Source organism: Pseudoalteromonas sp. R86517, assembly GCF_042466295.1.
Lineage (GTDB): Bacteria > Pseudomonadota > Gammaproteobacteria > Enterobacterales > Alteromonadaceae > Pseudoalteromonas > Pseudoalteromonas atlantica.
Map to the genome: position 1 here is coordinate 400,608 of NZ_JAXHCB010000001.1, position 13,210 is coordinate 413,817.

General features: G+C 43.2%; 10 protein-coding genes. 7 read left to right on the plus strand and 3 right to left on the minus strand.

Annotated elements, in window-relative coordinates; genetic code table 11:
- Nucleotides 1-72: 72 nt before the first annotated feature.
- The 7 genes from SJY38_RS01850 (at nt 73) to SJY38_RS01880 (ending at nt 8,817) form a co-directional block, all read left to right on the plus strand.
- Nucleotides 73-1,434 carry a TolC family protein gene (locus SJY38_RS01850; RefSeq protein WP_377109197.1) on the plus strand — a complete coding sequence of 454 codons (1,362 nt, stop codon included), beginning with the start codon at nt 73-75 and terminating at the stop codon, nt 1,432-1,434.
- Complete coding sequence (locus SJY38_RS01855; RefSeq protein ID WP_377109198.1) at nt 1,431-2,576, plus strand: efflux RND transporter periplasmic adaptor subunit; 1,146 nt, start codon at nt 1,431-1,433, stop codon at nt 2,574-2,576. Before SJY38_RS01850 ends, SJY38_RS01855 begins: the two co-directional genes overlap by 4 nt.
- Nucleotides 2,576-5,761, plus strand: coding sequence for an efflux RND transporter permease subunit (locus SJY38_RS01860; protein ID WP_377109199.1), 3,186 nt, complete (start codon nt 2,576-2,578; stop codon nt 5,759-5,761). Before SJY38_RS01855 ends, SJY38_RS01860 begins: the two co-directional genes overlap by 1 nt.
- Entirely contained in the window at nt 5,761-6,444 is a 684-nt protein-coding gene (locus tag SJY38_RS01865) for a response regulator transcription factor (protein ID WP_377109200.1), read from the plus strand. Before SJY38_RS01860 ends, SJY38_RS01865 begins: the two co-directional genes overlap by 1 nt.
- On the plus strand, nt 6,441-7,727 hold the full coding sequence (locus SJY38_RS01870) for a sensor histidine kinase (protein ID WP_377109201.1): 1,287 nt from the start codon (nt 6,441-6,443) through the stop codon (nt 7,725-7,727). The genes SJY38_RS01865 and SJY38_RS01870 overlap by 4 nt, the downstream gene beginning before the upstream one ends.
- Before the next feature lie 209 nt (nt 7,728-7,936).
- Complete coding sequence (locus tag SJY38_RS01875) at nt 7,937-8,395, plus strand: hypothetical protein (protein WP_248451228.1); 459 nt, start codon at nt 7,937-7,939, stop codon at nt 8,393-8,395.
- Nucleotides 8,396-8,472: 77 nt separating this feature from the next.
- A complete protein-coding gene (locus SJY38_RS01880) occupies nt 8,473-8,817 on the plus strand; it encodes a PDZ domain-containing protein (RefSeq protein ID WP_024033228.1) in 345 nt (114 codons plus the stop codon).
- Nucleotides 8,818-8,972: 155 nt separating this feature from the next.
- On the opposite strand, the gene SJY38_RS01885 is transcribed toward SJY38_RS01880, so the two are convergent.
- The 3 genes from SJY38_RS01885 to SJY38_RS01895 all read right to left on the minus strand — a co-directional run bounded on the left by SJY38_RS01885 (nt 8,973) and on the right by SJY38_RS01895 (nt 13,198).
- Nucleotides 8,973-9,920, minus strand: a complete 948-nt coding sequence (locus SJY38_RS01885) for an alpha/beta hydrolase (RefSeq protein ID WP_377109202.1) — start codon at nt 9,918-9,920, stop codon at nt 8,973-8,975.
- Nucleotides 9,921-10,027: 107 nt separating this feature from the next.
- A complete protein-coding gene (locus SJY38_RS01890; RefSeq protein WP_377109203.1) occupies nt 10,028-10,885 on the minus strand; it encodes an MBL fold metallo-hydrolase in 858 nt (285 codons plus the stop codon).
- A 429-nt stretch (nt 10,886-11,314) separates the two neighbouring features.
- A complete protein-coding gene (locus SJY38_RS01895; RefSeq protein ID WP_377109204.1) occupies nt 11,315-13,198 on the minus strand; it encodes an AMP-binding protein in 1,884 nt (627 codons plus the stop codon).
- Nucleotides 13,199-13,210: the final 12 nt, after the last annotated feature.

The window sequence follows — 13,210 nt, forward strand, 5'->3', positions numbered from 1 at the left end:
AACCCCTTTTAACCCATCCTTAACCCTTGCCCTAATACACTGTGTGTAATGATGTAAATTAGGCACAGTTAAATGGTTTATTTTAAAAAGCGCTCAACGGTTTTATTGCTTGCACTTAGCTGCACGCTTGCTGCGTGTAGTAGCCAGCCAAGCTATACAGGTAATAGCACCGAGCAATCGCTAAAGCAGCATGCAAATTGGCAATACACACAAGATAATGCAACCGAGGTAAGTTATATCACTGATTTAGTGAATATAGCGGGGCTTGATTCGCTTATTAACCAAGCCGTTGCAAATAACCCTTCATTTAACCAAGTGCATGTGGCGCTAAAACTTGCTTATGCGCAGCGCGATGTTACCGCAGCAAGCCAGTGGTTTAGTGTAGATGCCGATTTTGACGCTCAGCGCAACGAAACAACTGGCACACAGTACAGCTCATCACTAGGGGTTAGCTGGGAGGCCGACGTATGGCAAAAAATTGCTGATAACGTAGCCGCGCAAGACATGACCATAGCCAGTAATCTGGCCACTTACCAAGGCGCTAAAGACACCTTAGTAGCCAGCGTGATGCGCACGTATTTAAACATTATTTTGCAGCAAGATTTACTTAACATTGAGCAGCAGCGCTTAACGGTTTTAGAAAATAACGAGCAAAGCATTGTTGAGCGTTACCAATACGGCTTAGGTGATTTAGAAGCCCTTGATACCGCGCGTACAAATACCGCTTCTACCCGAGCCACTATTGCCGATTATCAAGAACAAATAGCGCAAGCTAAACGTGGTTTAGTATTATTAGTGGGCGTTGATAAACTTGAAAACTTACCTACTACCTCTGTTTTACCTGAGGTTATTGAGCCGCTAAGCGCGCTACCAGAGCAAGATTTAGCGCGTCGCCCCGATTTACAAAGTGCCTATTACAATATTCAATCTAAACGTTATTTAGTGGATGTTGCTTACAAAGATTTACTGCCAAGCATTACGCTTTCGGCTTCGCTTAGCGATTTAGCAACTACACCCAGCCAAGCATTATTAACCAGCCCAGTTTGGAACTTATTAGGCAGTTTAAGTGCGCCGTTGTTTCAAGGCGGGGCACTTCGTGCACAAGTTGATATTGCAAAATTAAATGCCGAACAGGCGTTTTGGGAATACCAAGACACGCTACTTAGCGCCGTAAACGAAGTAGAAAACGCACTAGGCCAAGAGCAATCATTAACACAGCAGCAGCTACAAATTAGTAAAGCACTTGCCAGTGCTAAGCGCAGTTATAGCAACTACCAAAGCAAATACCAGCAAGGTTTGGTTGATATTTTAGACCTACTAACCGTGCAGCAGCAGGTGTACGACCTACAAGCTCAGCTTAGCCAAATAAATTACACCCTTTTAACTAACCGTATAGATTTAGGCCTTGCCTTGGGCCTTGGAGTATCGTCATGAAAATTTCGCCAGTACCTGTTGTTGTAACTCTTGTTGCCATTGTTTGTATAGGGCTTGCTATTTCATATAACGGCCAAAAAATGGCGCAGCAAGCAAATGGCCCAAAGCCTGAGCCGGCTAAATCTGTGGCACCCAATGTATCGGTTATTAACGCTGTGCCAAGTACGTATCAAGCCTATGTTAGCGGCCACGGTGAGGCTAAAGCACACTGGGCGCTTAGCTTAAAAGCACAAGTTAAGGGCGAAATAACGAATATGAGCGAGCAATTTGCTACCGGTAATGTAGTTAAAAAAGGCCAAGTGCTTGCACAAATAGATAACACCGAATACTTACAAGCAGTTGCGAGCGCTAAAGCCACATTAGCAGATGCCAAACTTGCCCTACAAGAAGAGCAAGACTTAGGAAACCAAGCAAAGCGTGAATGGCAGCGCTCGGGTGTAACACAAGCGCCAAGCTCACCTTTAGTATTTAGAACGCTACAGCTAGAAGCTGCCCAAGCAACGGCCGATAACGCCCAATACGCACTACAAACTGCGCAGCGTGATGAAAAAAACACCCATATAAGTGCGCCGTTTGATGCTGTTATTTTATCGCGCGATGTAGATTTAGGTACTTACGTAAGCATCGGCGATACACTTGCTACATTAAACAGCACCGACAAAGTAGAAATTAGCGTACCGCTTTCATTAAGCCAATGGCAAAACCTGGCAAGCGATAAGTCGGGCGAGGTTATTTTAAGTGATGTAACAACACAGAATCAGTGGCAAGGTTACATTGCTCGTTTTGAGCAGCATCTTGACGATAGCTCTCGCCAGCGCAGTGTAGTGGTTGCGCTAGACAAACCTTTTGAGCAAGAAACACCATTGTTACCAGGTACATTTTTAGCGGTACAAATTGCCGGTAAAGCGCTTAACAACGTAATTAAATTACCCGCCTCAGCAGTATCGCAAGAAGGCTTAATTTGGTACGTAAACGATCAAAACACGTTAGTGAGCATTCAAGCGCAAAAACTATTTGAGCGCGGTGATTACGTTTATATCTCTCCTATTGAAGGGCACACTAATTTACGTGTGGTGGCTCGCCCACTCGTAAGCTATTTAAACGATATGTTAGTAAACCCAATTGTTGAGGAGATGCCATAATGAGCCCGCATCAAGCACCGCAATTACCTAATAATACTAACCCTTTGCACGGCATTATTAGCTGGTTTGCTAACAACTCAGTGGCCGCCAATTTATTACTCATTAGCGTAATAGTAATGGGGATAATGTCGCTTTCTACTTTGCGTAAAGAGGCGTTTCCAAGCCTTGAGCCAGATACTATTTCGGTATCGGTGGTTTACGACAGTGGCGATGCCTTACAAGCAGAAGAAGGCATCGCCCTAAAAGTAGAAGAAGCCCTTGAAACCGTACCGGGTATTAAGCGCATTACCTCTACATCCGATGCCAGCGGCAGCCATGTAAGCATTGAGAAAAAAACCGATTACTCGCTTGATGAGCTACTCACCGATGTTAAAAACCAAGTTGATGCCATAAATAACTTTCCGGCAGATGCCGAAGAGCCGGTGATCGACAAAGCGCGCAGGCAAGATCACGCATTAACTTTACAATTATTTGGTGATGCCGACCGCCATACGTTGCAAAACCTAGGTGAAAAACTAAAAGCCGATTTATTAGCTAAATCGGGCATTAGCGATGTAGAGCAATCGGGCGTGCTTGACCCTATGATGTCGGTAGAAATCGACGAAGGCAAACTACAAGCCTACGGTTTAACAATTAGCGATGTAAGCGAGGTGATTAACAACGAATCATCGAGCCCGCTTTCTACTAGCTTGCGCGATAGCAATAAAATAATGCGCCTAAAAGCGGCAGATCAAGCTTACTGGCAGCGCGACTTTGCCAATATAGTGTTACTTACAACGCAATCAGGCACACAAATTAAATTAGGTGATGTAGCAACCGTTACCGACACATTCGCAGAAGATACCAACTCACTAAGTCGTTATAACCAACAAAATGCCGTAGGCATTGAAATTTTAATGGATGAAAATAGCGATATAACCACCATAGTTGAGCAAGCACAAAGCGTAATTGATACATGGCACGAGCGCGGCTTATTACCGCAAAATGTAGAGCTTGAAAGCTGGCACGACAAAAGCACCATGATCACCGAGCGCCTATCGCTGCTTACTAAAAATGCCGTAACCGGTATTATTATGGTGTTTGTTATTTTAGCGATATTTTTAAATGTACGCGTTGCGCTATGGGTTGCAGGTGGCTTGCCATTTGTATTTTTTGGCACACTGTACTTTATGACCGACAACTACACCGCGCTGACCATAAATGAAATGACCACCTTTGGTTTTATTATGGCGTTGGGGATCGTGGTCGACGATGCCGTGGTTGTGGGGGAGAGTATTTACACCACTCGCAAAAAACACGGCGACACCCTTAATAACACGATTTTAGGCACCATGAAGGTGGCTGTCCCCACCATATTTGGCGTATTAACCACGGTAGCTGCGTTTGTTGCGCTTTCGAATGTATCTGGCAATTTAGGTAAAATTTACTCTCAGTTTGCGACCGTAGTGACGATTTGTTTACTGCTTTCGGTTGTTGAGTCAAAACTTATTTTACCGTCGCATTTAGCCCACGTAAGCACTAAACGCCAGTTAAAGTCGGGCCTTAGTGGCTTGTGGTCAAAGGTGCAGCACGGCGCCGACAGCGGTCTAACTTGGTTTAGCGATAAAGTGTACCGCCGCGTTATTGAATACTCGTTACGATTTAGATACGCCATTGTTGCTGCATTTGTGGCCTTTTTTATTCTGGTTGTTGGTATGCCTATGACCGGTGCAGTAAAAGTAGGTTTTTTCCCAAGTATTGCCGGCGATACCGTAACCGCTGAACTTGTTATGCAAAACGATGCAGCGTATGGGCAAACTAATAAAAACTTGTTAGCGCTTGAGCAAAGTGCACTACAAGCCCAGCAAAATTTAATGGATAAGTTTGACTCGCAAGAGAGCGAAATAACGAGCTTACAATTAGTGAGCAGTAGCGATACTAGCGGTACGGTAAGTGTTGAGCTATTAAACGAGGGCGACTTTACTGCAAGCGAATTTGCACAAGAATGGCAGCGCCTTGCCGGTATGCCAGAGGGCAGCAAAAAACTACAAGTATTGGCTACACGTAAAATGGTCGATAACTTTAAAGTGGAGCTAAAAGCCTGGGATGACGAAACCGTAATGGCCGCAGGCGCACTGTTTAAAGAGCGCTTACAAAATACTGCTGGTGTTAATGGCATAGATGATAATTTAAACCCAGGTCAGCCACAGCTTAAATTTACCTTAAATGCACAAGGGCGCGCTTTAGGTATGGATACGGCGAGCCTATCAGAGCAAGTATTACAAGCTTTTGGTGGAGCAATTGTACAGCGTTACCAGCGCGATAAAGACGAAGTAAAAGTACGTGTGCGTTACCCAGAAAACGCCCGTAAAACACCAGCCGATATAATGCAATCGCGTATTAGATTACCCGATGGCACTGTAGTACCTTTGGTTAACGTAGCCAATATAAGTAGCGAATATCAGCAAGATGAAATAACCCGCATTGATGGCCTACGTGCAATTTACTTAAGCGCACAAGTAGATAAAAACATTGTGGCATCTAACGAATTAGTTGCTAACTTAAGCCGCGATTTAGTACCTGAGCTTAACGCGCAATTTCCTAACTTAAGTATTCACTTTGCCGGAGAAGCCGAAGAGCAAGACGAAACAACAGGCTCAATGGCCACTATGTTTATAGCCGCGTTATTAGTTATTTACGTATTGCTGGCGATTCCACTTAAATCGTACATTCAACCTATGTTGATTATGGTGGCGATTCCGTTTGGTATTGTGGGTGCTATTTTAGGCCATTGGTGGAACGACTTAACCATCAGCATACTTTCTTTAAATGGTATTTTGGCGCTCAGTGGGGTCGTTGTAAACGACAGCCTATTATTGGTATCGCGCTTTAACGAGCTGGTAAAAGATGAAGGCATGAGCACGCACGATGCCATTGTAGAGTCGTGCACAAGCCGCCTGCGCGCGGTAATGCTTACCTCAATTACAACCTATGCGGGCTTAGTGCCGTTATTAAGCGAAACCTCAATGCAGGCACAGTTTTTAATCCCTGCTGCGGCATCACTTGGTTATGGTATTTTGTTTGCCACGGTTATTACATTAATCCTTATTCCGGCATTATTAATGATTCAAATAGACATTAAGCGCTTACTTGCCAATGTGTTAGACTTTTTAAGTGGTAAACGCACCCAAGGAGCTGCCTCTTAATGATAAACGTACTACTGGTTGAAGACGACATAGACCTGGCAACAACAATTGTTGATTACCTCGATATAGAAGACATTGAGTGTGACCATGCAAACAACGGCGTTTTGGGCTTAAATTTACTGCAAATTAATGATTATCAAATGATTATTTTAGATGTAAACATGCCCAAAATGGACGGCTTAACAATGTGCAAAACATTGCGTGAACAAGGTAAAGATATTCCGGTATTAATGTTGACCGCACGCGATAGCCTCGATAATAAACTTGAGGGCTTTGCCGCCGGTAGCGACGACTATTTAGTAAAACCCTTCGCTATGAAAGAGTTAGTAGCGAGGGTACAAGTACTGGCAAAGCGCAAAAGTGGTGAGGCAAAACGCCTCACCTTAGCTAATTTAAATTTAGATTTAGCAAAGCGCAGTGCCGATGTAGAGGGGCAAACATTAAAGTTATCGCCCATTGCATTTAAATTGCTAGAAACCTTAGTACGCCATGCGCCGCAGCCTGTTACGCGCAGTAGCATTATGCAAGCTATATGGGGCGAAGAGCAGCCCGACAGCAACAGTTTAAAAGTGCATGTGCATCATTTGCGCAAGCAATTAGAAGCAACCACACACCAAGTTACACTTGAAACCATTCCTAGTGTGGGCTTTGCAATAACAGCAAATGAAGGGCAACCACAATGAAAATAAGGCCTAGTTTAAGGCTCTACTTTTTTGCCAGTATGGTGGTGCTTAGCTCTGCTATGGCCATTGGCTTTTCGTTTTTAAGTGTAAATTACTTTATTGATGGGCTAGATAAAGGCTTAAACGGAGTTATGTTAAAGCTTTCGCAAACCACTGAAGTAAAGCCTGGGGAAACAAAAGAGCTGGTGGGCTTTAATATAGCAAGTCTCTGGGAAGACATGCCTGCGTCAATTCAGCAGCGTTTTAAAAAACCAACAGAGGTGGGGCTTTTACATAAAACAAAAGACAGGCCATCGATGTTTTCTATGCCGCAAAATTTATTTTTTGTGGTGTATTATCCAAACCCCGAAGGCGAGCCGCGTTATATATCGCGCATTATGCTCGAAAAAGACAAACCACAATTGCTCGCTAATATAGAGCCCGAACAACGCATGCTATGGATTGCCATTACAGGCATTGCTGCCATTGTGTTATTTGCGTTTTTTTTGTTTATGGTAATGAAAAAAATAGCCAAGCCAGTGGAGTCGTTAAGGGGTTGGGCTAAATCGTTAAACCAAACTAATCTACAGCAAACACCGCCCGATTTTACATATAACGAACTAAACACTTTAGCCACATTAATACGCAGCAGCTTACTTTCGGCAAATGAAAGCGTAGAGCGTGAACAGCGCTTTTTAAGCTATGCCAGCCACGAGCTGCGTACGCCAATTTCGGTTATTCGCAGTAACGTTGAGCTACTCAATCGGCTGAGCGAAAAAGCCCCGTTAAGTGATAAACAGCAGCTTACACTTGAGCGTATAGAGCGCGCCGGTTTAACCATGAGCGATTTAACCGATACGTTATTATGGCTAAGCCGCAACGAAGATCAGCAAAGTAGTCCAGAACCTGTAAACCTTAGTGATAAAATAACGACCCTGAGTAATGAGCTTAACTACCTGCTTAATGCTAAGCACGTTGAGGTGGTTTTAAACACCCAACAAGAGAGCGTTATTACCACCGATGCTACTGCGTGCCACATTGTACTGACTAATTTAATTCGTAATGCCTACCAACATACCCAATTTGGCCAAGTACATATTACGCAGCAAGGAAGTAAAGTGACTATTGTTAATTGTAGTAAGCAGGACGAGGCCCCTAAAGCGAGCTCGCCTTCAGCAAAACACGCCAGCATAGGGTACGGACTAGGCCTGCAATTAAGCGAAAAAATAATAAAACGCCACGGCTGGATTTACGATGTAAACGACAAGCCAGGGCGCTATGAAGTGGTGGTCGATTTTAGTTAGTTATTTGGTTAATTAGGTTTAAAGTATTAATAACCGCGCTAAGGCTTTTTATAAAGTGTTAGCGCGGTTTTTTATGTGAAATTAAACATTTGATTGAATAGTATGCGATAGTGGAGTGTGAAACTGGGAATGGGAAATTGCTCTATAGTAATCAGGGCAATCCAGTACAAACTAGTTGCGATTATTGAATGTTTTATTTTAGGAGATGTATGCAGATACTTTTAGTTTTTATATTACTTTGCCCATTTTGGGTATGTAGTGCTGAAAATACATCGCTTGTTATTTCTGAAAATGTACTGAGCTCAGATGAAGCAAAAAAATTACACATTCATCGACTAGTTGATGGAAATAGTGAAAATTTGGACGATAGCTGGATAATACTAATGTATCCCGAAGTTGATCAGCAAGGCCAACCAATATCTGAGTTATGCATAAGTATTAATAGTGGTCCAAAGAAGTTAGCTTCGTTGTGTGCTGCTATAAACAAGTCTGAAATTAGCGGGTTTAATCGTTCTGATTTTGAAATAGGGGAAAGTGTTTCTGTTTCAGCTGATTTTACATATGGTGCGGCTAGTTATACTTTACAAAATGTTTTATTACTTGAAAGCGAAGACTATGAGTCATTCAAAGAGCGATATAACAAACGCGGCGACCCAGAGAATGATTAATAGTCATATATTTAGCAAATAATACAAAAAACGATACCAACATATTTAGTGTTGGATAACATGGAGTGTTTATTTTTATGTTCAAAATTATAATTATTTTAATATCAATTATTTCTTTTAATGCCTTGGCAGCAGAAGAAGTGAAGCTTGGAGTTGTAGGGAACGTTGGGGCGGATGGCTTTTTTAGCCCAAAAGTAATGTCATTTATTATTGAAAACGTAAAGCCTAATTCACCCGCTGAAAAAGCAGGGATTGTTGCAGGGCAAAAAATTATTTCTATAGAAGGCTGTAAAATTCCGGGCTGCCCTGCCAGTAAAGCAAAAAAATTAATGCGAAAGGAGTCAGGGGACATCTTACAGTTAGTTTTAGAAAATGAGGATGGTAGCCAAGTTCCTTTAGAGGTTCCTATGAATGCTTGGTAAGACTAATGAGCTTTAAGCGCCGTTAATTGTCGGACGGTGCTGCGCTTCCGACCTACGTTTTAAAACGGTTTAAAAGTCTATTAAAAAAGCGGCTTAACGTAGTAAACATTAAGCCGCTTTTTTGTGATTACTGATAGGATAATACTTGTAAATGATTATTCGGGGGCAGCTTGCTTGGTTTTTCTAAACATAAACTCAAGGGGAATGTGTAAGCGTTTTGCCCACGCGTTTTCGGTGTGATCTTCCCCCGGGAAATACTGGCTTTGCCATAGCTTTGCTGGGTATTGTTGCACCATAAATAAATCATCAATTTGCGCTTGTAGCTTAGGGTACATGGCATCTAAAGTGCTGTCGCCGTAATCAAAATACACTTTTTGGTTACTCAGCTTTGCGATGTTGTTGGCAATGTAATTTTTAAACTCGGCAAATACTTCGTCGTCGTGGCTAAAAATACCCGGCCAGTGGGTCGACATACAAATAGCGCCGGCAAATTCGTTAGGGTAATTAAGTAGTGTATACCACGATATAAGCCCACCCATGCTAGAGCCACCAATATAGCGGTGCTGCGCGCCTTTGTTTACGTTGTAGTTAGACTCTATGTAAGGAATAACTTCTTTAACTAAAAAGCGTGAGTAGTTGTCTGAGTACACCTTAGAGGCAAATAATTTGTGGCCTGGGTATTTTTCTAACTGGTATAGGGCATTTTGCTTTTGTTTGCTCAAGGCCTCAAACGGTTGTTGTGGGTAGTATTCGCTGTGGCGGTTTTCAACGGCGTTTGGAATGCCTACCACAATAAATGGGCGTACTTTGCCTTGCTCTATTAATGAGCCGGCTACTTCATCTACGCGCCACTCTTGTTTGTTCCATGTGCTATTGGCGTCAAACAGCATGCGGCCATCGTGCATGTAAAGTACATCGTAGGTGGTGTTTTTGCTGTAACCTGGCGGTAACCATACATTTAAAAAACGGTTTTTTACAAACTGTGATTCTATATTGTCGATCACTTCAATTTGGCCCTTGCTTACTTGCACTTTGGCCGTGTTTGCATAGCTGGTATGCACTACAAATATTGATAAGCTAAACAGTAAAGCAACTAATTTCATGGTGGCGCCTTAGCATACAAAAAGTGCACTATCACAAGCTCGCATTGTTAATTCAATGTGAATACGTATGCACTTGTATTTAAGCTATAAATGCATACACATACAATTTATAAATCGCTGCGCCAGCCCATGCCCGACTCTTCCATAAGGCGCTCGTATACGCCCTCAATATTAAGTGGCAGCCATGCTTTATATTGCTTTAAATCTGAAAATTCATCGAGCTTAACGTTTTGTTTTATTTGCTCTAGGCTTTGCCCTGCAAGCGCTGCGGCGGTTACTTGGTTGTACAGTTGCTCTATATAACTTAAATAACGTGCAACATCGGCTTTATTACCCATATCGGCATGGCCGCCCACAAAGGTATTAAAGTCGTAATTTAATACCGCTTGGGTTGAATTAATCATACCTTGAATATCGTAGCTCCACAGTTTTTGCCATGGCATTCTGCCAATGACTATCCAATCGACCACAAATAGTGTTTTTTGCTTTTCGAACAGCATACTTACCGAGCCTCGGCCATCGTTAGGGCCGTGGTAGTTAAGTTTTAAGGTTGAGCCGCCAAGGCTAAGTATTAGTTCATCATCAAAAGTAAGGTTAGGCATAACCGTTTTTATTTTCGTGTTTTTAATATCTTGCGCGGTAAGTTTGTGCGCTACAAAGGTTGTGTGCGGGCTTTTAAATACCTCTGCGCCGTAAATATGGTCGCTGTGATTATGGCTGTATACAACGTATTTAACGGGTACGTTATAGCGGGTTTTAATTTGCTCCTTTAACCAAGTGGCGGCTTTTTTATTAAGTGGGTCGGTAACTATTGCACCTTGTGGGGTGATTAAAAATACCGAGCGGTGTCTGTCGTCAATAAAGCGGTGGAGGCCATCGCCTAAATCTTCAATTTCGTAACTTTGCGCCATAAAACCTGTAAATAGTAGGCTGGTGGTAAGTAGTGTTTGTATTAAGCGAAGCATGCACAATCCTGTTTAATGTTCTAAGGGTCTGTTGACCTTTGCGGATTAAAATTTGTTCAAATTAGGGGCTATTTAATCGCGGCGCGAGGTTTGTAACCTAGTGGGCTAAGTAAAAGCCGAGCAAAGCTTCCGCGTCCTGCTCACGCCCTTTACCTACATCCATGTAGGCAACAAAGAGTAAATAGCCCCTAGGAAGAACCCTTTGGGCAGCGCCTGTTTGGCATTAATGCTACGTTATCGCCTATTTGTGGGGAACAACCACACTATATAGGCTCTGCCTTGCCTAAATACCAAACAGACAGCTGCAAATTTAACCTTAAAAGATCAACAGACCCTAGCATTAAGTAAGAAAGTGCTAATGAGTATAAAATTTCAGTCAAAGTAAAAGCCATTTTATTTTAAATATAAAATGGCTTTGTTAGGTTGGATTTAACGCAGGGTGAGCTGCTGGTTTATTTCTTCAAAAATACCGGCATCGTCTATGGTTGAAGGAATTTGTAGTTCGTCGCCATCGACCAGTTGACGTAAATTTTTGCGTAGTATTTTACCTGAACGAGTTTTTGGTAATCGCTCTACGCTTACTATCGTTTTAAGGCACGCTATAGCGCCTATTTGGTTGCGTACTGTTTGCACAAGCTCTTGCTCTACATCGGTAGGGGAGCCGGTAAAGTCGTTTTTAAGTACGATCATGGCCATCGGTAATTGGCCTTTTAGTGTATCGGTAACCCCAAACACCGCGCACTCTGCAACGGCTGGGTGGGATGCGACTATTTCTTCCATTTCGCCGGTTGAAAGCCTATGGCCTGCTACGTTTATAACATCGTCGGTGCGGCCCATTATAAATAGGTAACCATCGTCATCTATGTAACCACCATCGCCGGAAAGATAATACCCCGGGTACTGAGTTAAATAACCGGTTTTAAAGCGCGCTGTGTTTTGCCAAATGGTGGGTAAGCAACCTGGCGGCAGCGGCAATTTTATAGCCACCACGCCTTGCTCGTTTGGTGCGCATTGCTCGCCTTGCATATTTAATATTTGCACATCAAACCCAGGAGTTGGCACGGTAGAGCTACCTGGTTTTGTTACTAATTCTTCTATGCCTACAGGATTACAGGCAATAGCCCAGCCGGTTTCTGTTTGCCACCAGTGATCGAGTATTGGCAGGTTGGTTTTTTCTTTTAGCCAGTTATACGTTGGCGGGTCGAGCCGCTCTCCCGCTAAAAATAAGCGTTTTAAACTACTGGTGTTGTATTGCTTAAAGCCCTCTGCGTTAGGGTCTTCTTTTTTGATGGCTCTAAACGCAGTGGGCGCTGTAAATAATGCAGTTACTTGGTATTGCTCTACTACTCGCCAAAATGTACTGGCATCAGGTGTGCGAACTGGTTTGCCTTCAAACAATACTGTTGTGCAGCGATAAATTAGCGGGGCATACACTATGTAGGAGTGCCCAACGACCCAGCCTATATCTGAGGCAGCCCAAAACACCTCGCCGGGCTGCATGCCGTAAACGGTTTCCATGCTGTAGTGCATAGCAACACCATGGCCGCCGTTTTCACGCACTACGCCTTTAGGCGTACCTGTGGTGCCTGAGGTATATAAAATATAAAGAGGATCACGCCCACTTACAGGTACTGGCTCTACTGCAGTGGCTGTTTGCATTGCCTCATCCCAGTTAATATCTCTTGTGGGGATAAGCGTGGCAGCTACTTGTTCGCGCTGGTAAATAACGCAGTGATCTATTTTATGATTGGCAAGATCTATGGCGTGATCAATCAGCGGCTTATATTCTATTACGCTATCTACCTCTACACCGCACGAAGCGCTCAGTATGAGTTTAGGTTTAGCATCGTCTATACGTACGGCAAGTTCATGCGCTGCAAAACCACCAAATACCACAGAGTGTATAGCGCCTAATCGGGCGCAGGCCAGCATGCCTATTACAGCTTGGGGGATCATGGGCATATAAATAACAACGCGGTCGCCTTTACTAACGCCTAACGATTGCATTACACCGGCAAATTTAGCTACCTCTTGCTGTAGCTGGTAGTAGCTATACTTCTGCTGCGTATTGGTTACGGGGGAGTCGTAAATAAGCGCGGTTTGCTCGCCAAAACCGGCAATAACGTGTTGGTCGAGCGCTAAAAAACTGGTGTTTAGTTGGCCATCATCAAACCAATGGTAAAGGCCGTCAGTGTCTTGTGTGTAGGCGTTTTCGGGCTTTTTATACCAAGGTAGGCGCTTTGCTTGTTCAAGCCAAAATTGTGCTGGGTTTTGTTTAAAGCTTTCGTATTGTTGTTTATATGGGCCTAACATAGTGGGCTCCTA